General features: G+C 36.1%; 23 protein-coding genes and 1 riboswitch. Of the genes, 5 read left to right on the top strand and 18 right to left on the bottom strand.

All coding sequences use genetic code 11. The features are described 5' to 3' along the window. Window positions 1–73: 73 nt before the first annotated feature. Complete coding sequence (locus M3175_RS09870; RefSeq protein ID WP_251518459.1) at window positions 74–499, bottom strand: hypothetical protein; 426 nt, start codon at window positions 497–499, stop codon at window positions 74–76. Window positions 500–697: 198 nt separating this feature from the next. Here M3175_RS09870 and M3175_RS09865 point away from each other — a divergent pair, with 198 nt between their 5' ends. Next, window positions 698–949 (top strand): hypothetical protein, encoded by a 252-nt coding sequence (locus M3175_RS09865; RefSeq protein ID WP_251518458.1) that lies wholly within the window; start codon window positions 698–700, stop codon window positions 947–949. A gap of 68 nt (window positions 950–1,017) precedes the next feature. On the opposite strand, the gene M3175_RS09860 is transcribed toward M3175_RS09865, so the two are convergent. The 9 genes from M3175_RS09860 to fosM all read right to left on the bottom strand — a co-directional run bounded on the left by M3175_RS09860 (window position 1,018) and on the right by fosM (window position 7,172). After that, window positions 1,018–1,437 carry a hypothetical protein gene (locus M3175_RS09860; RefSeq protein ID WP_251518457.1) on the bottom strand — a complete coding sequence of 140 codons (420 nt, stop codon included), beginning with the start codon at window positions 1,435–1,437 and terminating at the stop codon, window positions 1,018–1,020. Window positions 1,438–1,726: 289 nt separating this feature from the next. Continuing rightward, the gene (locus tag M3175_RS09855) at window positions 1,727–1,972 is read right to left on the bottom strand and encodes a hypothetical protein (RefSeq protein ID WP_251518456.1); all 246 of its coding nucleotides are present in this window, start codon (window positions 1,970–1,972) and stop codon (window positions 1,727–1,729) included. 299 nt (window positions 1,973–2,271) lie between these two features. After that, on the bottom strand, window positions 2,272–2,817 hold the full coding sequence (locus tag M3175_RS09850; RefSeq protein ID WP_251518455.1) for a DUF3231 family protein: 546 nt from the start codon (window positions 2,815–2,817) through the stop codon (window positions 2,272–2,274). Between the two features lie 182 nt (window positions 2,818–2,999). Next, complete coding sequence (locus tag M3175_RS09845; protein WP_251518454.1) at window positions 3,000–3,710, bottom strand: hypothetical protein; 711 nt, start codon at window positions 3,708–3,710, stop codon at window positions 3,000–3,002. A 60-nt stretch (window positions 3,711–3,770) separates the two neighbouring features. Next, complete coding sequence (locus M3175_RS09840) at window positions 3,771–4,223, bottom strand: hypothetical protein (RefSeq protein ID WP_251518453.1); 453 nt, start codon at window positions 4,221–4,223, stop codon at window positions 3,771–3,773. Further along, window positions 4,204–4,758 (bottom strand): helicase, encoded by a 555-nt coding sequence (locus M3175_RS09835; RefSeq protein WP_251518452.1) that lies wholly within the window; start codon window positions 4,756–4,758, stop codon window positions 4,204–4,206. The genes M3175_RS09840 and M3175_RS09835 overlap by 20 nt, the downstream gene beginning before the upstream one ends. Before the next feature lie 38 nt (window positions 4,759–4,796). Next, window positions 4,797–5,234, bottom strand: coding sequence for a YhfM domain-containing protein (locus M3175_RS09830; protein WP_251518451.1), 438 nt, complete (start codon window positions 5,232–5,234; stop codon window positions 4,797–4,799). A 697-nt stretch (window positions 5,235–5,931) separates the two neighbouring features. Beyond that, the gene (locus tag M3175_RS09825) at window positions 5,932–6,510 is read right to left on the bottom strand and encodes a biotin transporter BioY (protein WP_251518449.1); all 579 of its coding nucleotides are present in this window, start codon (window positions 6,508–6,510) and stop codon (window positions 5,932–5,934) included. A 236-nt stretch (window positions 6,511–6,746) separates the two neighbouring features. Further along, complete coding sequence (gene fosM, locus M3175_RS09820) at window positions 6,747–7,172, bottom strand: FosM family fosfomycin resistance protein (protein WP_251518447.1); 426 nt, start codon at window positions 7,170–7,172, stop codon at window positions 6,747–6,749. Between the two features lie 804 nt (window positions 7,173–7,976). Between fosM and M3175_RS09815 the strand changes: the two genes are divergently transcribed. Then, entirely contained in the window at window positions 7,977–8,504 is a 528-nt protein-coding gene (locus tag M3175_RS09815; RefSeq protein ID WP_251518445.1) for a hypothetical protein, read from the top strand. A 235-nt stretch (window positions 8,505–8,739) separates the two neighbouring features. Here the strand turns inward: M3175_RS09815 and M3175_RS09810 are convergent, their stop codons facing one another. The 3 genes from M3175_RS09810 to M3175_RS09800 all read right to left on the bottom strand — a co-directional run bounded on the left by M3175_RS09810 (window position 8,740) and on the right by M3175_RS09800 (window position 11,003). After that, a complete protein-coding gene (locus M3175_RS09810; RefSeq protein ID WP_251518443.1) occupies window positions 8,740–9,297 on the bottom strand; it encodes a hypothetical protein in 558 nt (185 codons plus the stop codon). Window positions 9,298–9,505: 208 nt separating this feature from the next. Beyond that, the gene (locus M3175_RS09805) at window positions 9,506–10,099 is read right to left on the bottom strand and encodes a dienelactone hydrolase family protein (protein ID WP_251518441.1); all 594 of its coding nucleotides are present in this window, start codon (window positions 10,097–10,099) and stop codon (window positions 9,506–9,508) included. Window positions 10,100–10,118: 19 nt separating this feature from the next. After that, window positions 10,119–11,003, bottom strand: coding sequence for an AraC family transcriptional regulator (locus M3175_RS09800; protein ID WP_251518439.1), 885 nt, complete (start codon window positions 11,001–11,003; stop codon window positions 10,119–10,121). Window positions 11,004–11,118: 115 nt separating this feature from the next. On the opposite strand from M3175_RS09800, the gene M3175_RS09795 reads away from it, so the two are divergent. After that, a complete protein-coding gene (locus M3175_RS09795) occupies window positions 11,119–12,030 on the top strand; it encodes an EamA family transporter (protein WP_251518437.1) in 912 nt (303 codons plus the stop codon). Between the two features lie 278 nt (window positions 12,031–12,308). Here M3175_RS09795 and M3175_RS09790 read toward each other — a convergent pair whose 3' ends face one another. From M3175_RS09790 to M3175_RS09780, 3 genes are all read right to left on the bottom strand, one after another. Then, window positions 12,309–12,806, bottom strand: a complete 498-nt coding sequence (locus tag M3175_RS09790) for a P-loop nucleotide/nucleoside kinase family protein (RefSeq protein ID WP_251518435.1) — start codon at window positions 12,804–12,806, stop codon at window positions 12,309–12,311. Between the two features lie 314 nt (window positions 12,807–13,120). Then, window positions 13,121–14,440, bottom strand: coding sequence for a TrkH family potassium uptake protein (locus M3175_RS09785; protein WP_251518433.1), 1,320 nt, complete (start codon window positions 14,438–14,440; stop codon window positions 13,121–13,123). Window positions 14,441–14,442: 2 nt separating this feature from the next. Next, on the bottom strand, window positions 14,443–15,096 hold the full coding sequence (locus M3175_RS09780) for a potassium channel family protein (protein ID WP_251518431.1): 654 nt from the start codon (window positions 15,094–15,096) through the stop codon (window positions 14,443–14,445). 70 nt (window positions 15,097–15,166) lie between these two features. Then, window positions 15,167–15,293, bottom strand: a riboswitch (cyclic di-AMP (ydaO/yuaA leader). Between the two features lie 250 nt (window positions 15,294–15,543). Between M3175_RS09780 and modA the strand changes: the two genes are divergently transcribed. Continuing rightward, complete coding sequence (gene modA, locus M3175_RS09775; RefSeq protein ID WP_251518430.1) at window positions 15,544–16,290, top strand: molybdate ABC transporter substrate-binding protein; 747 nt, start codon at window positions 15,544–15,546, stop codon at window positions 16,288–16,290. Continuing rightward, entirely contained in the window at window positions 16,287–16,943 is a 657-nt protein-coding gene (gene modB, locus M3175_RS09770) for a molybdate ABC transporter permease subunit (protein ID WP_251518427.1), read from the top strand. The genes modA and modB overlap by 4 nt, the downstream gene beginning before the upstream one ends. Before the next feature lie 91 nt (window positions 16,944–17,034). Here the strand turns inward: modB and M3175_RS09765 are convergent, their stop codons facing one another. Continuing rightward, window positions 17,035–19,203 (bottom strand): SpoIID/LytB domain-containing protein, encoded by a 2,169-nt coding sequence (locus tag M3175_RS09765; protein WP_251518425.1) that lies wholly within the window; start codon window positions 19,201–19,203, stop codon window positions 17,035–17,037. 142 nt (window positions 19,204–19,345) lie between these two features. Next, complete coding sequence (locus tag M3175_RS09760; RefSeq protein ID WP_251518423.1) at window positions 19,346–21,487, bottom strand: transglycosylase domain-containing protein; 2,142 nt, start codon at window positions 21,485–21,487, stop codon at window positions 19,346–19,348. Between the last annotated feature and the right edge of the window lie 591 nt (window positions 21,488–22,078).

Below are 22,078 nucleotides of genomic sequence, written 5' to 3'. Positions count from 1 at the left end.
ACACTTACTAAAGTCACTTGATCGGGTTTTTTCTTTTTTAAGATGAGCGATTTGTGTATTGGAATATTTAGACTTATTTGTTCGAATTAACACTCCTTTTGAGACTTCCTAGCAAAATATAACCAGATACAACTCCAGCAATCGTTGTCGTAACATAACTCGTTCCAAGGAGAAGATTAGTCAAAAAGACAAACGTTACGGGTATACCTATAGAAAAGAAAAATGGGTACAACGCAATGTATAAAGATGGAATACCCATAAGGAGTACTTTAACCCAATCGATTCCCCTGCACTTGTTTTGTTTTATATCTCTGATCAAACCGGGTACACGAAGAAACATGCCTATTAGTATCGGAAAAAAGCTCACAAACGACATCAATGGAACCATCCTATAATTCGAACGTTGGTACTCTTGTATTTCCAGCTGAATGAATGCTCCGATGAATAAAATAATCGCAAATAGGACTGTCACAAAAAGGTACTTAGTAAGGCGCTTCATATCATTCCCCTCCTTAATTCATAGTACAAGGAAAATGTAAAAATATTACACAAACCTTAATAAATTCCATGGCTAAACGTAACAAATACTTGAATAATTTACTAAAGTTATACCAATATTATTTAATTATCATCTTGTTATACGGAATAAATTAGGTAAACCAAAGTCAAAATCTTTAACCTAAAAGGAGATGCAATCATGGAAAATATAGCTAATATTGTTCATATAGGTGAATTAATAGCTGTCTCTAAGGTTTTTGAACTAAATCCTTTTCGAATGGTCACATTAATAGAAAAAGGAATTATGGAAGTTTTTGAAACAAAGGATGATTTTATAGCAAAATACGGAAACAAGGAAACGTATGATGAGTTAGACAATTGGTGTGAGTTAAACAATGGGAAGATTTTTACGAAACCTAAAGCTGGAAGTGAGTATAATAGCATTCACTGACGATGTCTTCTTAAGTTGGAGGTCGTTTCGAAAATGGTGCTACCAATGAAAGGCAACACCATTTCCTGTTACTTATGTTCATAATCTAAAACCTCTACCTTAAAGCCATGACTACATCCAATCTTAGGACTATCACAAGATGGAGATACTCTTACTTTAACGAAGTCTTCTGTATATTGAAATGGATTATTTTCACTATCAGGGACTTGGATTCTTAAGGAAATATCATAAGAATGATTGTTGTTATAAACAATATTAACAATCCTCCGTTGCTGCCAGCCAAATCCAGAAGCGTCTTTTCCTCCATACTCTTCTATTACCCTTTTATCAATAGCTGGAAAAATAATATCTCGAATAATATCTTCTGGTGTAACATACCAATCATCTTCATACGGCTTAACCTCCTTTGGTTCTGGAGGTTTAGCATGCACCAAGCTATCAATGGTAAACAATAATAAAATAGACAGGACAATTATCACTTTCTTCACGATGCTCACTCCCATAAATTTTTTTTACAGTTAGACTTTGCATCCTCATGAATTCTTATCAACGACTACAACATATACCCAAGCAACTTTTCAAATGAGACATTAATAATCAACAAAATTCCCTAATCATTCTGAACAAAAAACGGGACAGTGAACCTGTCCCCATAACCCAATCCTCGTAGGGATTTGTGGAAGGTTTTCCAACTATCTTCGGTGTATTTGTTTTGTTCAAGATCTGTATTGACATGCGTAAGTCCTGCACCGGTATCTTTATTAAACAGCTTGTGCATCATTTCCCAGTATTCTTTCGGATGCTCCTCCTTGTAATCCAGCATGAGATGAGACGTGAGGTGTTATTGGCTGTTACGGTCCCAAATCCTTTAAAACGGTTGAATTGATCTACCTTGTTCCCGTCGATCGTAAAGGATTTTGTCGTCAATTCCGCCTTAGTCTCGGTGGTATCCACAAATGCCACAGATCCAACCAGCATGCTAGTCACAAAGATACTTCCGATGATTTTTTTAACGTTTTTCATTTTCTAGTCATGTTTATACTCTTCCCTTCCCTTCGTACAATAAATTTAGCTGCCTAAAGGTTGTTCTAAGAAGATGTCATCAGAATGAAAATGATTACGTACTTGTAACCTCCTTTCCCACTGAATGTTCTGTTGGCGTTTTCATTTTTTCATAGGCGGGTTCGATGTTTATAATATTTTATTGACTACCTTCCCTCTTTTTTTGACCTTTTCCCATTCAATAGAATAAGAACAATAAATAAAACCCATTCTTAAACAGAACAGGCTTCAAGACATAAATTCTTTTAAATAAGCTTGTATTAATTCTGGGTACCTGGTGGAAGGTAAAAAGGTGGGACTTTGATCCAACCGCGCTTCCGCATTAAATGTTTAAGTCTAGTTGCAAATGCAAATTTCTCTGCTTGAAACTGAATAAACATTAACCCTACATCCGTACGTATGGATTGGGATGCAGCCGTTGCAGCTTGCATAATTAAACTAACAATTTTTAAAGATAATTCATTTGCCAGTACATCATCCGTTAATTTAACGCCAAGAGGAATACTGTTAGAATCTGATTTTGGCATATCTTCCGGGGCAGAAGGTAACGGAATCCCTTCCTTCACCATGAAATCATGGAGTCTTTGTCTTTGACTGTCCCCTAATTTCATATCTTCTTCAAGAATGGTTTTTAATTCCTCATCAGATGTGGTATTGATCCCTGCTTGAACAGATACTTTGGCTAATTCAAGGCCTGATAAATAAATCCAGCAAGACATCACCTCTCCAACGTGAAGAGGTTGGTCTTTGTCCTGGTCTGATTGTGATTTCATAGCATCCATGATGGTTTCTATGATATTTAACATGATATTCCCTCCTGAACTCCTACATCCTCCATAATTTTTGTCATTTTAATCGTTATTATTCAGGGGGAACGGACAGCTACTTGATATGCTTAATCTAGAAATGTTTAGTTTCTATCCTGACTCGTTTAAAGTTTAAAGGGACAGTGTACCTGTCCCCATGACCCATTTACTCATTTACTTACTTATAGATTCGATAACTCATATTCAATAAGATCCTTAATCTGTTTATTCCCCACCACACCCGAACGAAATGTGTTGGATTCCGCCCAATAGACTTCTCTAAAAGTAACACCATTGTTAAGTTCGATTTCTAGAAAAACTCGACTACCATCTTGTTGTCCCGTTATGTTGAGTGTTTCTTTATCTTCTAATTTTAAATTAGACCATGCATTGAGGAAGTTATCCTTAGAAGATTGGGAGAAAGTATGTATGCGACGACCATCTTCCGTACTTTCAAAGTATATATTTTTCACTAATTCTTCTAATGGGTAAAGTTCGCCTGCTGTTTTTGCCTTCTCGTTTGTATCAACAATATACACCTTATCATCTGCAGTAATAGCCAGTGTAGAAGGATATCCTTTTATTTCATAAATGGCTGTACCTGCATGTAGGTAAGTGGCATCTCCATTTCCCATCTCATGATTACTACAAGCACTATCACCCATTTTATAGGTCACTTCTCCAAGTTTTTTACCCTTTTCAATGGTAATAGGAGTATCCGCGTCAGCAGGTTCCGGGATATGATGTTGATATTTTATATCTTGAATCATGATCATATCAACCCACTCAATGACACCATCAGGACAATCTTGATTTGAATGTACATCATCATTGCAAGAGCTGAGAAGGATAGTAGATAAAATAATTATGACCAAATTTTTGAGAATTTTCATCGTTATTCTCCTATAAAAAATTATTCGTTAGAAAGGTCGTTATAAAATCTTTAAATCTTTTTATCCCTCACTTATTCGATCTAATGATTCTTGTATTTCTTTTTCAAATGGAATTTCTCCCGAATCAAAATCTTGCTCATGTACATAAAAAATTAAAATATTTCTCTTTTCAAATAGACTTGAAGAAACCAATTCCATTGTTTCGGTTTTCTTAGCAAATTCCCTGATCCCCTTCTCGATGTCCTTTTCATTTTCGAATTCATAAATAAAAAACGGTTTCTCATTTAGCAGATAGGTTCCTGGTAGAACATTTCTTAATTCAGACCCGTAAGCGTTCCCACTTGGAAAATCTACTTCAACTAATTGAATACCATTCTCTTGTAGTACCTGTACAACGTCACTTTCCGTAATATGAGAACTATCACTTACCGTTTGACAGGAAACCAATAACAAGAGAAAGCATAGATTTAGAATCTTCCTCAGTTCATTCACCTCACCTTGATGATTTTTCACTTCTTCCAAAGATAAAATGGTCCTCTGGATTCCAAACATGCAGATGGTCTGCCAGATATCCACGTAACCAAAATACACCGTTTATTCGTCTCAAATAAAAGCCTTTTGGAAAATCATCATCATCAGTAAGTTTCTCAGATGCGATGGTGATCGAGCCTGATGGCGCTTGATGTTTCTGTAATGGATTTCCTGACAACTCTTCAGGTTGATCCAGATACTGTAATCTTAGGTAAGGGCCTAGTTCAATTGGACACAATTCTAAGCCCAGTTCCTTCGCTCTTTTAAAGATCTGATCCGTTGTAGCTCCCTCAGGAAAGCCAAGATTCCCTATGGTTAGTTCAACGGTTTCCAGGCAGTACTTTGTTTTGGACGTCGTAAACTGATCATCAGCCAACAGCCTCTTTCCATACTCATTAATTAAGATTGAGGATTGATGCAATTTCTCAATAAGTTCCCCTTTTGGAAGGCCGCCAACCTCGATTGTTCTCGAGATAAACGAGCAGTCAGGGTATGTCTTTTCATTTGGGTTACGCATTTGCCATCACTCCTCACCAAATTCTTTGGTCATCTAATCTATTTAAGTAAAAGTTGAACTAACTCAATCAAATGATCGGTCTTCTCTTCTGAAACCGTATAAATGGTGTGTGTATCTTCCGTCTTCATAAATGTACTTCTTTGCCCTTTTTCACCTATCCACACATAAAAATCTTGGTGGTTTTCATTGTCATAATTGACTTTCAAGTAAAATTCAGGGTCAGCCATATTTACTATTCCTGGTTCTTTTCCTGCACTTGAAAAGATGTCATGAAAGGCTTCTAGGGATTTTTGATCAGAAAAGGTGATTTCATGGAAGCCTTTTGTTTTTGAAATACTGACGCTTTTAACATCGCTGTCGATTGATAATAAATTTTCGGTTGCCGAATTAGTAGATATATTTTCGTTAAATTGACAGCCATAAAGAAGTACAGATATAAAAAGTAAGGGTAATGCCTTAAGAATAACTTTTCTCAACGTATAGTACCTCCAAATTTTGTTATTCACATCTTACTCATTAGACGAGTGAAACCATTTAAATGTTACTTTTGGATAAATTCTGCTTCCACTAGTCCTCTGTTAGCATCTAAATAGCTCTAATCCCTATAACGATCAAACTGACTGGATGGATTACTTTTGCCGTTACTGCTCTTTCTGCAATTAAATGTGCCACCTTATGTATAATGAATTTTAAGCCCAGGCTTTACAAAACTGATGTTGATTTCACTATGGTTGAAAAATAACCGGAAAAATTCCGACTAAATTGGGAAATACCCCTATTTCCTTAAGAATAAGCGGAGTTTTTCCGCTTATGTAAGTCAAATCTTTGAATTTGGGCTTATTTAGAGAAGATAACCGGAATTCCTCCGCTTATTTCTGCTTCTTAAGCTTCCTCTAGATACATTAGCCGGAAATTCTCCGCCTATTCATTCTCTTACCTATACGAAAACAACAATGAATAATTACAGAGCCAGCCAAAGAAAAACGTGGTTTTCTAAAAACCAGTTCTTTAATGTTAACGGGCGTTTCGCGCACCATCAAACTAACAAAAAAAAAACGCCTCAAACCCTGTAATATCAATGGGCTGAAGCGTTTCAATAAGTAATTTTAATTAGTGTTATACAAATAATTGTATAAGCTATTTAAGTTTTTTACTAATTCCCTTCATTAGTTTTTAAGCTGATTTTGTTTGGTCTTTAATTTCTGAAAACAATAGTCTAGCAGAAATTAACCGGTTTCGAACCAAGATACCAATCCACGAAGCAAGGATAGCCTTGATTAACCCAACAATAATAAATGGAGTAAATCCTCCCGCCAAAGCAGCGGACCAAGAAAGCTCGGCAGCCACTTTTAGCCAAGCAGTGCCTAATGCCAAAGTAACGAGCGTTCCAATACTATTGGCAATCACAGCATTCTTGAAATTGAAGCCTCTTTTTTCCATAAACCACCCGATGAGGAAGGCAGTTGGAATGAAGCCAACTAAATAACCTCCAGTAGGTCCGATAAGCTTTGAAACCCCACCTGAAAATTCAGCGAATACGGGTACTCCTGCAGAACCAATAATTAAATATAAAATGACCGATAGTGTTCCATAACGAGAACCTAGAATGGTTGCTGCTAACCCAATAGCAAGGGTTTGCCCTGTAATTGGAACGAGCGGAAGTGGAATGGTGATTTGAGCCATTACGCCAATGATTGCAGCAAAAAGTGCTGTCACAATCATCATTCTTAATTTCAATTGTTGATCATTCATTTGTTTCTCTCCTTTAATTGTAAACTACATTTTATTTTAGTTAACAATAAAACTTTATTAATATTCAGGAAATTTGTCAACAAAAAAAGAGGTGCAGTCTACACCTCCGAGGATTTAATTTGAAATGAACATTGATTCACTTATCCACTCTATAACTTATATAAAGTCATAATCACTTAAAGGAAGCCTCTTTAAAGTACACTCCTTACAAAACACCTGTTTCTAGCCCCAAAAAATCATTCATTGTAAAACTCCATATGAGTTTTTTCCTTTTTGTAATACTCCATCCGGTCTTGTAAAGTACCTGTATGAAACTCAAACTTATGACCATCTGGGTCAGTAAAATAAATAGACTTATTATCCCTTTTGTCCCTTGGACGACCTGTTAGGATATTTACATTGAATTCCTTGAGTTTTTCGTACATACTATCAAATTCTATTTCTTCAATTGAAAAAGCTATATGTGTGTAAGAATGGTGTATTTCATTTCGTGGAATCTCTTTTTCTTCATTTAGGGCAAGCCAAATACCATTTAAATCGAAATAGGCGGTGCTTCTCCCTTTAACTAACAACTTAGCATCAAACACATTTGTATAAAACTCTATTGAATCCTCTAAATTAGATACAGAAAATAAAAAATGATTAAGACCTTTTACCGACACCATAACGCCTCCATTTAGACTTTTTTATATAACCATCACACAAAGGAAACAAATTTTAATACCGTTCAATAATAATTTTTATACACATTTGTAAACCTATGCTTTCTACACTTACGGACCAGCATTGGATTATAAGAAGTGATTTAATAAAAGCTAGAATAAATGGAAAAGTTAATAGCAAGCTGTGAACACAGGTTAAAAAAGGGCTATTACTATCCCATAAATGGATAAGATATTAATTATTTAATGCCATTACCTAATTATTATTTATATTATTAATCCTAACTAAAAGCTTTTTTGTTTACTGGTATTGGAGGCATAAAAAACGAATATGTATACGTCTCTTATTATTTCTTATGGAGTTATTCTAACAGTAGCGTTTATCTTAAAAAAGAAAAAAATGCACATGTTAGAGATCATACTTGTATGGATGAGTTCAATTTTCATTTATAACAACATAGCATTTTTATCTATATTAAATTACTCTCTAATAAAAATACCCGATCATAATCATGGATTTCTTGCGTACGAAATTTTCAGACTGTTAATCGTTCCCCTTTCAATAGTATGGTTATTCGATGTAAATTCCTCTCTTGCTTCTATAGGACGAAAAGTTATTAATATGCTAGGTTTTATCCTTTATATGTGTAGTTTAGATTATATTCTTGATGAATTTAAAATCGTCACCCATACAAATTCTTGGGCAATGACTTATTCCATTGGTTTGTATTCAGGGTTGGCATTTTGTGTATATGTTACTTATTTCTTTTTTCACAAATTATTTAAACAAGAGGTATTAAAAAAATGAATTCACCTCAAAACTATGACATAAATGAATGGTTTATCATCATTGGACTGCTTGTGTCAATCCTATTAATAATTTTGCTGCCAAAACGATTTCCCCATACAATATCCACTCTTATATTGATGTTTTGTATGGTTATTCCAATTATCTTGGATACCATGATAGCAACAAAACCATTTGACTTTTACGATATAAATGATACTTCGAAATTTGAATTGTTCGATTTTCTATTATGGTTTTTTTACGCTCCCTTTGGTTATTTTTTTCTATACGGTTTTGATAAATGGAACCTTCGAAGTTTCGGGTTACTCATTTACATCATTGTTTCTTCGATGTTAGCTGTTGGGTTTGAATTTATAACAATAAAAGCACATATTTTTACCTTTGATGGTTGGCATTTATTTTATAGTTTTCCGATATACCTTGTAGTTCAAAGTGCATATATAGCATTCTATTTATGGATAAAAACCCTTTTTCATCAAACAAAACTTTCAGATTTAATTTATTTTAATAAAACGGATACATGAGGTACTAATTTCAAAAGTAAAAAAATATAGGCATTAATTCTCCAAACGAATCAATGCCAATAGTTGTTGCGTTACCCAATGAATTTAGTAAACCTGAACTGTGAAGCTTAGTGTTGAAATTTCAAGAATAGAGCTCGGAAATTTTCCAAGCTCTGTATTTTATAAGCTACCTATTGTTGAATAAGCTTAAATAGTTTTTTCTGCTTGGTGATTGACGGAAGAACATGGAGCTTAATCAATCGTTAAAAATTGATGATATTCTTGCTGCTTCAAAGTGTGTTATAGTACCTTGAGGTATTGAATTTCCATCTGTGGAACTATTGGCAAAGATACGTACTTCATCTCCCGCAGATAATCGTAAGATACCAGAAACACTTGCAATATTACCAAAAGTCAATTCTTCGCCCCAAAAATCGTTATCAAAAACTACTGCGGTTTCTCCTACTACAATCAATATTCTCACAGTATAATTAGCTGGCATTGCTGCTTGAAATCCAATGCTACCAATAATCATATATACTCCCGCTTGTTTTGGGATAAAGGTTGAACTAACGGGGTTATATTCGTCGTTTAAATCGAATACTTCATTTGGATATTCAACTTGTTTAGGGTTAACACTTGCAGGAAAATTTTGTGGTCCGGTAACATTAACCGCCCTAAATGCTGATGGATTTGCACTTTCTTGTTTATCCTCACCACAGTTTAAATTGACATTGACCTTGACAACAGTATTACTTTCATCATCATTAAAATTTCGTTCAAAATGTTTCTTTTTTTTCTCCTTATCAGACATAAACAGTTACCTCCTTCCTTTTTATAGAATTACTGGTATATACTTGTAACTTTGAATATTACCAGAATCTATTACTATCTTATGAATGCTTTCTTAAAAGGAAAGTACACTTGTCCCAATCTTCCATCTATTTTTGAATCTCAACGAACTAAAACCCCCATTAAATAATAAAGGGGGTAACATGTATGGCAGTATTCTATTGTTAATATTAATGTTTTTTAATAAAATTCACCATTTCACTAAAAGCTATTTCAGCTGATATTCTATTATAGTTTAGAGAGTAAGGGTCACTGAAGCCATGTCTTCCATTTAATTTATGTACTTCAATATTCTTGTTATTTAAAGTGCGTATTAACTCGTCTACATCAAAGGAGGGTTCTTCTTGCGGAAATAATAACATTGTAGGACATTTTGGTGTTAATTCAACAAAATTTCTAATACGCGAACCATAATACCCAACTATTCCATCAACAACCCCTTCCTCACTAAACAACCAAGCAACAGTTGCCCCTACACTAAATCCAATAATAAATATTTTTTGATATTCTTCTATAAAATCTGATACGATATCTTTTATTTTATGAAAAGCGTCAGTGAATCCTACGTTTTCTATAAAATTCTGATATGCATCTTCCTCTTCTGAATAATCAAATGGTAGATCTCGTTTTAATAAATTGGGACAAATCACATCAAAACTCTGTTTTGATAATAATTCACAATAACTCCGCATATGCTCGTTAATCCCATAAATTTCGTGTATGACAATGATTAAAGTATCAGACTTTTTTTGGAGTTGAATCATTTTGTCCCCCCTAGAGAAATTAATTCCTTTTATATTTTTTATAGGCTAATGGTGTCATGCCTATTGTGTTTCGGAATTTATCAATGAAATAACTCGTGCTGTTAAATCCTACTTGATAGGCAACATCCGTCACATTGGAATCGGGTTGCTGTAATAATATTAGACTTTTTTGGATTCGGTAATCGGTGACGTAATTCAAAGGTGTTTTCTTCAACATTCGTTTAAAATAGCGACAACATTCGGAACGGCTTAATTGACCTGCTCGCGCAATGTCGTCTAAAAGGAGCTTCTCCGAATAATGTTGATGGATCCAATTGAGCATTTGCTTCATTCGTTGGCTTTTTACGATTTCCGACTGTTCGTACTCTAGTTGCACACCATTCATGATTAGATTTTTCCAAAGGAGGGTTAGATGAACGCTGATATCGATTTCATAGAACGGCGGGTTTTCTTTTATTAACTGACTGATTTTCATCATTGAATCTAGAATCGCAGTCGCCCAATGCTCCTTTGGGTCTAGGAGTAAATAAGGAATATTCGTCGCCTGAATATAAGGGTAGACGAAGGTGGAATAAAGTTCTTGTGAGAGGACAAAGCTTGGTAAGACATTTAAACAAATATAGACACAACCCGAGTCATTCTTGTCTTTTGCCATATGTAGACAGCCACCATTTATAAAAAGTCCTTCTCCTTCTCGAACGGTAACGGTTTCCTCATTGATTTGAAAAAGTGCCTCTCCCTTGATCACTCGAACAAACTGAAATTCATCATGCCAATGAAGGGGGATATATCCATTTATATTTTGATTAATTGTCGTTTCGTAACATGCAAACGGTAACACCACGGTTCGATGTTCGGTTAATTCTTTTAAACTATGGTCCACCTTAAAATTTTTTATTTGCATGATACCACCTCAATATTCTTATATTTTTCTATTCAATTTAGATATTATTTCATGGTTTTCCAAGGTAAGATAGTACATATTATAGCACTATTTTTGTATTTAAAGGAGAAACCAAATGAGTAGAAACAAAGGGATTTTTCTAGTAATGACAGGAGCAACATTTTGGGGGATTGGTGGAACCGTTGCAAAAAAGCTTTTTGATCAGTATGGAATCGATATCGATTGGCTGGTAACGACCCGATTACTGATCGCCGGATTTTTACTTTTAGCCATACAGTTTTTCGGAAAAGATCGTGCCCAAATCCTTGGGGTTTGGAAGACCAAAAGCATCGCTATGTCATTGATTATTTTTGGATTACTTGGCATGCTTGCCGTTCAATACACCTATATGGCTTCCATTCACCATGGAAATGCGGCGGTTGCCACTCTGCTACAATATTTAGCACCTGTTATGATCATCGTTTACTTCATTTTGCGCCATCAAGCTGCTCTTACACGACGAGATCTGATCACCGTTTCGTTAGCTTTAATTGGAAGCTTTTTCTTATTAACAAACGGCTCTATCTCACAATTATCTGTCCCAACATCAGCCGTCATTTGGGGGGTTTTATCTGGAGTCGCACTTGCCTTTTATACCTTATATGCCATTCCCTTACTAAAACAATACGATTCCCTTGTGATTGTTGGTTGGGCGATGATCATCGGTGGTATTGCGCTAAGTTTTATCCATCCCCCATGGCAAATCAATTTGAAGAGTTTACCTTTAGAAGCTTATCTATACCTTGTCTTTGTAATCATATTTGGAACAATGATTGCCTTTTGGTTTTATATTGAAAGTCTGCAAAGCCTCTTACCAAAAGAATCCAGCCTTCTTGGAAGTATCGAACCACTTGCGGCTGTTTTAACGACCGTCTTTTGGTTAAAAGAACCGTTTGGCATGTTTCAATGGGTAGGCACCACTTGCATCCTTTTCATGATTGTATTTTTGGCCATGAATAAAGCTTCTAGCTCAGAGGTTAGTTACTAAACATAAAAAAAATAGCTTGAGAACTTGACTAAGCCGTTCTCTTTTGGAGTACCTACAGCTATAAAAACATATATAAAAGCAATGCATTTCACATAAGAAATCGCACTGCTTTTTTTGTTGTTATATCGCGGTTTATTCATCATTTTGATTATAAATCACAGGTATAATCACCATATGGTTAACACTAACCATAATCTAAATATACTATTATCCAATTGATCCGGAAAAGGATTTAATTTCAATAGGTACTCTATATACACAAATCATTGAACTCCTTGTTAATCTTTTCCGCTAAACTCTAAAATATTTAAACCTTCAGATGGCCCTGGTGCTTCAAAAAAATTAGTCACATGAATAAACACCGCCTCCGTGTCAAAAGCGGCTCTTTCGGGTTGTTCTTTGCGTCTTTTTGCAATTTGACGTAAGCATTGCTCGTTATTTAGATTAAGGAAAATTAGTTGATGGCTTGCATTGACCTCTGAAGCCATATCCAAAAACCACTTTCGCAGTTTTTGAGTATTAGCTGGAAAATCCATCACTACGTCTGTACCGACACTTAATATGTTTTGGACATGCTTTTTCACCAACGGCTTCAGCTGCGCTGAGAATTTTAGATAGTCCTCAAATGATGCAATCTGATTGGGATAAAGAGATGAAAGCCATTCATCCTCAGACAACAGTACCGCATGTTTATCAATCGCCAATTGTTTTGATTTAGTTGATTTTCCAGCTCCCATTTTTCCACAGAAAAAATATAGTGTCCCCAATTGTTTCATATTTTTTTGTCCCCCAGTGCTTATTTTAGTTTAAACCAGTTCCCATAGACATTCTCCTCTTAGATGTTAAGATACACTTCCAATTTACTTATTCTACCAACTATATTTATATTCCTTCATTAACAAACCCCCGCCGTTAGTTTCAGAAAGTACAAATTCCTTCTCCTTCTGTCCGAATACCCCTTACTACCAGACAACCAACAGGCAATCAACCGAATGACTAGTTTGCATTATTATTCCCTATCTAATTTCCACACTTTCCCCATTTTAAAGAAATAAAAAAAACTGCCAAGTAGGCAGCTTGTGTAAGATATTCAACCCGTTAAAACATCTTCCTGCGGGTATCGGATTTTCGATTTTTCTTGACGGGCAAGTGAGAAAGCTAATGTTAAAGGACCCAATTTGCCAGTAAACATGACAATAATAATGACCACCTTACCGATTATGGAGAGATTACCGGTGATCCCCATTGATAACCCTACGGTCCCAAAGGCAGAAACTACTTCAAACAGAATTTGTAAAAAGGCCGCATCTTCAGTGATAGTTAAAACAAAGACAGCCAAGAAAATTAATGTTAATGCTATCATGGTAATGGCTAATGAGCGGAATATGATCGTTTCAGAAATTGCCCTTCTTGCAACGACAATCTCTTTCTTTCCTTTTAAGTACGTAACAACCGCTAATACGATCACAATGAATGTTGTAAGTTTGATTCCTCCACCAGTCGATGCACTTCCTGCACCTACAAACATGAGTAATATCATTAAATGAATGGTCGGATCACTCAAACTCCCTATATCAAGCGTGTTAAATCCAGCTGTTCTAGGAGTAACTGCTTGAAAATAAGAAGCCCACCATTTTTCAACAAGTGTTAACGAGCCAAGTGTATTGGGATTTCCATATTCTAAAAAGAAAATGAAAAGCATGGCAACCAGATTAATCGAAAAGGTCCCGATAATCATAATTTTTGAATGTAGACTTAGTTTTCGAAACGTATTTTTTCGTTTTAAGTCAGCTAAAACGGTAAATCCAAGACCTCCAATAATAAACAATAAAGTAATAACAATATTCGTCACAGGGTCACCTACGTACCTATTGAGCCCATCCGGCCATAAGGCAAAGCCTGCGTTATTGAATGCAGATATAGAGTGAAAAAAGCTGTAATAAATCCCCTTCGACAACCCCATCTCTGGAACCCAACGTAATGACAACAAAATCATAGCAATGAATTCAATACCTATCGAGAAAACAAACAGGTTCCGAACTAATTGAACCACGCCACCAAGCGAAGTTTGATTCAATGATTGCTGCACAAGAATTCGTTCCTTAAACCCAATTTTTTTGCCTAGTACCATATAAATTAAAACAGCAAATGACATGATTCCTAATCCACCTAATTGGATTAATGAGGCAATAACAATCTCACCGAATAAGGTGTATGCCGTTCCCGTATCAACCACTACCAAGCCTGTAACCGTCATAGCTGAAGTAGCAGTGAAAAACGCATCCAACCAACTAACCGATGACGTGGTTGCCCACGGAAGTTTGAGTAGAATGGTTCCTACTATAATAAAAGTAGTAAACACCAAGACTAATAATTGAGAAGGATTAATGCTGATGATCCTGTTTTTCATTTTTATACACCTTTTTCTTCAAACCGATTCAAATCCATATTGTGACCAATTACAATTAACACATCCCCTTTATGGAGAACTTCTTCTGCTAATGGAGCCACAATCACATCCTCATTACGCTGAATTCCTACAATGCTACATCCATATTTCGCACGAATATCAAGCTCTAACAAAGTCTGGTTATGAAGTTTTTCTGAAGCGATAATTTCAACGATACTATGTTCTTTTGACAGTTCAATAAAATCAATAATTTTCTCCGATGCAATATGATGAGCGACTCGTTTAGCCATGTCCCTCTCTGGATGAATAATCCGGTCGGCACCTATTTTCTCAAGAACTTTATGATGGTAATCATTCTGTGCCTTTGCCCAAACCTGTTTAATTCCCAGCTCTTTTAAGTGAAGGGTCGTTAAAATACTCGCTTCAATGTCTTCTCCAAATGAAACAACCACTAAATCAAAGTTTCTTATACCCAATTGCTTTAGAGTGGACTCGTCAAGTGTATTGGCTTGAATTGTATGTGTGGCGTATTGAGAGAATTCGTTTACTTTATCAATACTCTTATCCACCGCCATCGTATCTAATCCTAATTCATTAAATTCCTTTACTAAACTTCCTCCAAATCTACCTAAACCAAGCACAGCTATTTGTTTCATATGAACTTCCTTCCTTTCTCAATAAAAAAGACCATTCTAAATAATAGAATGGCCCGTATGTAAAAAATACATCCACCCTCAATAACGCCTACGGAGTTAGCTGACGGATTAGGAGTTGAGAGTCTCCTTCTACAAATTGTAGATACACCCCAAAAGATTGGTTCCCCCGCTCAAGAATGATTCGGCTACTTATTTAGTTTTATCTTAGACCAATATATTACTCACACATTATACTGTCAATACCTTTTATAGGACGATTACCCCATCCTTTCGATGTTGAAGTAAAATTCGTAAGTCTTTTATTTTTATCCGTGTAAAGATATAATATTTTTTAACCACGGGCCTTGAATATAACGGATATTTTAGGAGCAAAAATATTGAACAAACTCTAAAATGGTTCATGTTATAATAAGATTTATCTTAGTTTTGGAAAGGTAATGTAGATGGATGAGAATTTTACTATTAATACTATCTTTATTTATTGTAAGTGGATGTGTGAATAATAAAACAGAAGAAAAAGCCATAAATGTAGCAGCTGCAGCTGACTTGTCACATGCATTCACGGAAATTGGAAAAGAATTCACAGAAGAAACCGGAATCAAAGTAGAATTTACATTTGGATCAACGGGTTTGTTAACCAAGCAAATTAAAGAGGGAGCACCTTTTGATCTGTTTGCAGCTGCTCATGAGTCATATATTGACGATTTATTGGACAGTGAATCGGTGTTAGAAGATTCAAAAGAATATTATGCGATCGGTAGAATCGTTCTAATGGCAAATAAGAAAGAAGATGTCATTCTAGACAAGAATTATTTGTTAAGTCCCGAGGTAAAAACGATAACAATTGCTAACCCCGAACATGCGCCTTATGGAAAAGCAGCAAAAGAAACATTGGAAGCATGGGGGATTTGGGAAGAAATTGAACCTAAAATCGTTTACGCTGAAAATATTAGACAAGCGTATCAGTATGTTGAATCAGGTAATGCTGATGCCGGACTCATTGCATTAGCTTTAATGACTGAAACAGAATATCCTTATGAAGTCATTGATGAAGATAATCATCAGCCCATTGTTCAAGCATTAGCGATACCGTCTCAAACAGATAAAGAAGAATGGAGTAGACAGTTTTCTGATTTTATCTTAAGCGATAAAGGAAAAGAAACCTTAAAAAAATATGGATTTGATCTCCCGTGATTGATGCGATCCTTACACCTTTACTACTGACCTTAAGAATTTCTATCATCGCTACTATTATTGCATTTATATCTGGTATTTTACTATCATGGTGGTTTGCTTTTAATAAGAACAAGTTAACTGATTTTTTGTCTATTCTTATTACCATTCCACTTGTCATTCCTCCGACCGTATTAGGTTATTATTTGCTTTTGTTATTGGGTCATGGCAGCCTGACAGGAAAATGGATAGAGAAAATATTAGGTCAACCTATTGTGTTCACTTGGAAAGCAGCAGTGATCGCAGCGACCATTGCTGCTTTACCATTATTAATTAGACCTATACAAGCTTCTTTTGAATCCATCAATAAAGAAACCATTGGGGCAGCCGAAATAGATGGAGCAAACAAATTCCAAGTATTATTGTATATTATCCTTCCTCTTGCGTATAAAGGAGTACTAGCAGGCTTGGTGTTAGGTTTTGCACGAGCCATGGGTGAATTTGGTGCCACATTAATGGTAGCAGGAAATATACCCGGAAAAACACAAACCCTTTCGATCGCGATATATGATGCGGTTCAAGCGAACAGAATGATGGATGCTCATGTCATGGTTATTATTTTAAGTATTTCTACTATCTCTTTTTTATATCTTATACATAAATGGTTTAAGTGAATGTTATTAATCCATAAGAGCATTTTGGTTAATTGTTGCTTAGTGACTTGGAAATCATTAAAAAAGGCCCTAGTTTGAGGGCCTTTTTACGTTACTTTATATTAGTAATCTGCCTAGAAGTAATATATCCTTTCGTTTTCCCGCTTTGAATATAGTACCAAGAGCCTGTCTGTTGTAAAACGATCACTTCATGGTTCTTGTTTAGCCTTCCTAACGACTTCGAACTGCTAGACGTTTTTTGTCTGATGACTACATTGTTCACAGTGATTTTTCCTTTAAACACATTATTCAATGTGAACTTATGGGTGGCAGTGGCTTTGTTTTTTGCTTCATCACTAGCAATGATCTCAAACGTATAGATACCATTTACGTTCTTTGATGAATCCCAAGCAACAATAGCTTTTCCGGCTGTTATTTTGACATTTGACTGAAGTGTTTTAATGATCTTGCCTTTTGAATCCTTAATGTTGATGGTCATGTAGGAGGTTTCGTCTACAGAGTAAGCCAATGCTACTGTTTTTGAATTATTGTTATGCGTAGCGGTAATGTTCTTGACACTTGGAGCTGTTGTATCCTTCACCGGATTATTTACGGTGAACTTGCTTACTGCTGAAGCTTTATTGCCCGCTAAATCAGTCGCAATCATTCCAAATGTATACTCTCCATTCGCTAGAGACGATACGGCCCAGTCGACCGTGTATTTTCCAGCTGTCTTTTTAACCTCTGTCTCTAGCTGTTTAAGGATGACCCCTTTTGAGTCTTTTACGTAAACCGTAACAAGAGATTCCTCATTGATTGAATAGGTTAAAGAATAAGCCTTATTTGCTGCGTTATAAGAATTGGTTACGTCTTTAATAATCGGTGCCGTTGTATCTGCGACAACCACTGGTTCTACGATCTCAGTGGATACGGCTTCCTGCTGTGTGACAGGAGCTTGAACCGGAGTGATGGTCGCTGGCGCTACCGATTTATCCGCTTCAGCGTAAGATGGTGTAATCGTTACACCTGTGTAGTAAAACTTAAGAATGTCCTCATAAGATTTACCAGCATCGCCCATGTATTTCGCTCCCCATTGGCTCATCCCTACCCCATGGCCATCTCCACGGCCTTTCACAGAAACAACAGCAGTTTCTGTGTTCACAGTATCAACAAGATAGCTTAACATGACTCGGTTCCCCATCATGGCACGAATTCTAGATACTCCCACGTCTTTGTAGGAAACACGCTGAGGAATTAATTTTCCGTTTGCATCCACCAGATCTTTGACCAGAAAATCAACCGTTATATTCCCAAGGCTTACACGGCCGCCAGTCCCCTTGTTATGAAGAGAGAAATCAGAAATGGAAACAATTTTTATATCTTTATTGGCATAACCATTCGTGCTTAACCACATCTTAAGATTATACGCAATGGTTGCATCTGCTTCTTTGACGACTGTCCACCATTCCGAAGACTTAGATAAATCTTTCCCAGTTAGATCGATTTGTGTTTTATTAAACGAAAAACTCCATGGTGTTTTTGGATCAAATGCATCTTCCTTAACGGTTAAATAAGGAACTTGTATATTTCCCCATGCATTGGCATTGCTTTCCGTCATTCCACCATTACTAGCGGAGTATACTGCATCAATTAAACGACCATTAGATAACAATACTTGACCTTTGGTGTCGTCTACCGCTTTCGTCGTATTGGGTGTCCAGATATATCCACCATACACTTGATACGAAATGGTGTCATTGATCAGTCCGCGACTTAAATAGCTCATCGCGTACGTTCTCGCTGCAACTGCTTGTGTTTTTAACGCTTCAAGGTTCCAAGAAGGGTACATCTCAATCGGAACCACACCCTTTAGGTAATCTTCCATATAAACGGAATTGATCGGGCGAACATATTGATTGTTTTCAATTTCAAAATCAAAACTGCCTAAATATAAACGGCCGTTGATGGAAAGGGCTGTTCTAGGTTGAACCGGTTGAGCAGAGAACGTATTATATGAATTTAGTAAACTATCATTTTGATATAAAGATAGTTTTCCGTTAACAAGTTTTAATACATACGTTTCTCCTGTTTTTAAAACGATATTCGAATCATTCGTGAGATAATCGCCATTTGGCTTAATGGTAATTTCGGACTTATTTCCTAAATAATTGACGAGCTTAACTTTTACAATCGGCTCTGTAGCAAGAGCTTGTCCATGATGATATGGAAATAATGACGAAATAAGGGCAAAAATCATGATTATCACGAGCTGTTTTTTCATGCTAGGCCTCCAAACCTATTAATATGCACTCTTAGTATTACTATATTAATAGTTTAGACCTATAGCAATGGTGGGTTTCTTCCAGAATTTTAAGTAGCTACTACCAAAAACTCCCAGCAATGTTTACTGAGAGTCCGTTTTTTTATTTATTTTTCCCCTTGCCATTCCCTTTGCCTTTCCCTTGCTGTTTTTTCCCTTTTTGTTTTATTTCTTTAACTGCTTTATTTTCAACTGAATTTTGTGGTCCTTTATTGATCATGGTTTGGGCTGGAGTTTCTGCTGATGGAACCCCTGTTATAAACGTTTCATTGTTCTCACTGTACACACTTGCCGGTTGTAAAAACTGACTGTTGTCTGTATTGAAGGTTCTCATCATTTCTCTAAACATGACATGGGCGATTTTCGTGGTATCACCAGCCATGAATATATTCGGTTCATTTTTCACATAACCAGTCCAGACAGCCATGGTGTATTGAGGGGTATATCCAACAAACCAGCTATCATTTGTCGCATTGTCAGGGTAATTGAGTTTTGCTCGTGTCTCCGCATTAAAATTTGTTGTCCCTGTTTTCCCAGCCATATCTAATTCAGGGATATTTGCCATCGTACCCGTACCCGAATCGACCACAGTACGAAGCATATCTGTTACCATAAAAGCAGTATAATCTTGCATCACTTGCTTTGGTTCATTTGTAAAAGCAACTTCCTTCCCATCCGGGTAGACGACCTTTTTTACAAAATGAGGTTGATTAAAAACACCATTATTCCCAAAGGCACTGTAAGCTCCAGCCATTGATAAAGGGTTTACCGCATTGGCTCCAATGGAATAAGATTCATACACCGTATCGTAAGTAATACCGAGTTGTTCCGAAAAGCTTTCTGCCTTCTCTATCCCAACTTCTCTCATGGCAAGTAAGGCTGGAATATTATAGGAATATTGAAGTGCCTTACGAATGCTTACCATTCCATGGTATTGTTTATCCCAGTTCATCAGGGGTTGACCTGTTTCATAGGATGTAGCTTGATCATTAATTAAATGACCTGTGGACCACTTTAAATATTCAATGGCAGGACCGTAGTCAAAGATCGGCTTAAACGTGGAACCTGGTTGGCGTTGCATTTCAATTGCCATATTCGTCCCTAGAAGCTTTGCTTTATAATGGTTTCTTCCACTTCCAAGTGCCCTCACTTCACCTGTTTTCGTATCTAATAAGGCAAAAGCACCTTGAAACTCATCATCTGGATATTGAACGATCTCATTTGTGTTTAACATCGTTTCCGCATATTCCTGAGCTTTAGGATCTAAAGTAGTATATATCGCTAACCCATCCGTACTGATGTCAACATCCTTTAGCTTCTTCTTTACCTCTTTAAACGTTGCATCCAAAAATGCTTCATAAGGCATATTTGGTTGTTGATCTTTCGGAATAACCCCCTCTGTTACTGGAACTTTTGCTGCCTCTTCCATCTGTTGTTCTGTTATATAGCCTTCTCTTACCATCGACCTTAGAACAATATTGCGACGCTCAGTCGCTGCTTCCACGTTCTCTGGAATCGTCGGATCATAATTATTCGGACTCTGAGGTAATCCAGCCAATAAGGCTGCTTGAGAAAGAGTTAAGTTTTTTAAATCTTTCTCCCCAATCCCAAAGTAGTTTTGAGCTGCAGCTGCTACTCCATACGAGCGGTTACCAAGAAATATTTTATTTAAATACATCATCAATATGTCTTGCTTGGAATATTCTTGTTCCAATTGATATGCTAAATTCCATTCTTGTACTTTTCTCTTGATCGTTTTTTCTGGATTCAAGAATGAATTTTTGATCACTTGCTGTGTAATGGTGCTTCCACCTTGAGACCCAAAGTCTCCTGTTACGTTCACCCAGATGGCCTTCGTCGTTCTTTTCAAATCAATTCCATGGTGTTCGAAAAATCGGGAATCTTCTGTGGCTATAAATGCTTGTTCCAACACTTTTGGAATTTGCTCATATGTAATCTTCGTTCTCTTTTCTAACCCGTATTCATATATAAAGTTTCCATGGATATCGTAGAATTTCGTTGAAAGCGGGTCTACTAGTTTGGCAGAGTCTAATTCGGGAGCATCTTTCACCATAGAAGAAAAGGCTATTGCGCCTCCTCCAAATACTAAAAATCCTATGATACTAAAAATGATTAACCAGGTTTTGAGCTGTTTCCCTTTTTTTATCCTACTTCTGTTCTGAAGCTTTCTCTCTTTTTCCGCTTGCTTTCGTTCCTGACGATATCTATATCTTTCTTCTGACATTTCGTTCTCTCTCCCGTTTACGATTAAACATGATGATTTACTTTATTATGAAACTATAGTTCGTTCAGACACTTTTATATACCTCACCATCGAACTATTTATTAAATGATCCTCTTGACCATCTTCTAAAAGGAAGAACTGGTGTTGACTAATTTTCTCTAATATTTCTTGTATGATATCTGTCTTCTGGATACATAGTTCTTTTACTATTTTTTCTCGTTTAATCTCATTATCATAGATATAACAAACAATAAATTCCTTCAAAGAAAAACTCTCCTTTACATCCAATTAAATATGCTTTTAGATTAGTAAAGTTCATTTTAAACATTTCGGAGAGGTTCCTAATTTTATGAGGGTCTTTAGATGTATTTTGAGCAACGAAGAATATCATTTATGGACAGGCTAACTGTGAGGAAAAATCATTTCGAATGGAGTCTTAAAAACGTGACACCCCTTCTACTAATCTTAGACACGTAAATAAACGGCTATCGTTAATAACAGCCAAAAAATCAAGTCTCCTAAACAACAATAAGTTTATGGTGCCAGCTCCTTTATTCTAGCTAAGCTTTTTTGGCTTTTGTTCTAATACTG

It is taken from the genome of Robertmurraya korlensis (assembly GCF_023715225.1).
In the GTDB taxonomy this organism is placed as follows: domain Bacteria; phylum Bacillota; class Bacilli; order Bacillales; family Cytobacillaceae; genus Robertmurraya_A.
The sequence above is the reverse complement of the archived record's forward strand: the minus strand, read 5'-3'. Positions and strand labels throughout refer to the sequence as shown.

What these genes read in the sequence shown, in the direction of transcription:
- M3175_RS09870 (WP_251518459.1), bottom strand. Translation starts at nt 499, where the DNA reads ATGAAGCGCCTTACTAAGTACCTTTTTGTGACAGTCCTATTTGCGATT.
- M3175_RS09865 (WP_251518458.1), top strand. Translation starts at nt 698, where the DNA reads ATGGAAAATATAGCTAATATTGTTCATATAGGTGAATTAATAGCTGTC.
- M3175_RS09855 (WP_251518456.1), bottom strand. Translation starts at nt 1,972, where the DNA reads ATGAAAAACGTTAAAAAAATCATCGGAAGTATCTTTGTGACTAGCATG.
- M3175_RS09850 (WP_251518455.1), bottom strand. Translation starts at nt 2,817, where the DNA reads ATGTTAAATATCATAGAAACCATCATGGATGCTATGAAATCACAATCA.
- M3175_RS09845 (WP_251518454.1), bottom strand. Translation starts at nt 3,710, where the DNA reads ATGAAAATTCTCAAAAATTTGGTCATAATTATTTTATCTACTATCCTT.
- M3175_RS09835 (WP_251518452.1), bottom strand. Translation starts at nt 4,758, where the DNA reads ATGCGTAACCCAAATGAAAAGACATACCCTGACTGCTCGTTTATCTCG.
- M3175_RS09825 (WP_251518449.1), bottom strand. Translation starts at nt 6,510, where the DNA reads ATGAATGATCAACAATTGAAATTAAGAATGATGATTGTGACAGCACTT.
- M3175_RS09815 (WP_251518445.1), top strand. Translation starts at nt 7,977, where the DNA reads ATGAATTCACCTCAAAACTATGACATAAATGAATGGTTTATCATCATT.
- M3175_RS09810 (WP_251518443.1), bottom strand. Translation starts at nt 9,297, where the DNA reads ATGTCTGATAAGGAGAAAAAAAAGAAACATTTTGAACGAAATTTTAAT.
- M3175_RS09805 (WP_251518441.1), bottom strand. Translation starts at nt 10,099, where the DNA reads ATGATTCAACTCCAAAAAAAGTCTGATACTTTAATCATTGTCATACAC.
- M3175_RS09800 (WP_251518439.1), bottom strand. Translation starts at nt 11,003, where the DNA reads ATGCAAATAAAAAATTTTAAGGTGGACCATAGTTTAAAAGAATTAACC.
- M3175_RS09795 (WP_251518437.1), top strand. Translation starts at nt 11,119, where the DNA reads ATGAGTAGAAACAAAGGGATTTTTCTAGTAATGACAGGAGCAACATTT.
- M3175_RS09790 (WP_251518435.1), bottom strand. Translation starts at nt 12,806, where the DNA reads ATGAAACAATTGGGGACACTATATTTTTTCTGTGGAAAAATGGGAGCT.
- M3175_RS09785 (WP_251518433.1), bottom strand. Translation starts at nt 14,440, where the DNA reads ATGAAAAACAGGATCATCAGCATTAATCCTTCTCAATTATTAGTCTTG.
- M3175_RS09780 (WP_251518431.1), bottom strand. Translation starts at nt 15,096, where the DNA reads ATGAAACAAATAGCTGTGCTTGGTTTAGGTAGATTTGGAGGAAGTTTA.
- modA (WP_251518430.1), top strand. Translation starts at nt 15,544, where the DNA reads ATGAGAATTTTACTATTAATACTATCTTTATTTATTGTAAGTGGATGT.
- M3175_RS09765 (WP_251518425.1), bottom strand. Translation starts at nt 19,203, where the DNA reads ATGAAAAAACAGCTCGTGATAATCATGATTTTTGCCCTTATTTCGTCA.
- M3175_RS09760 (WP_251518423.1), bottom strand. Translation starts at nt 21,487, where the DNA reads ATGTCAGAAGAAAGATATAGATATCGTCAGGAACGAAAGCAAGCGGAA.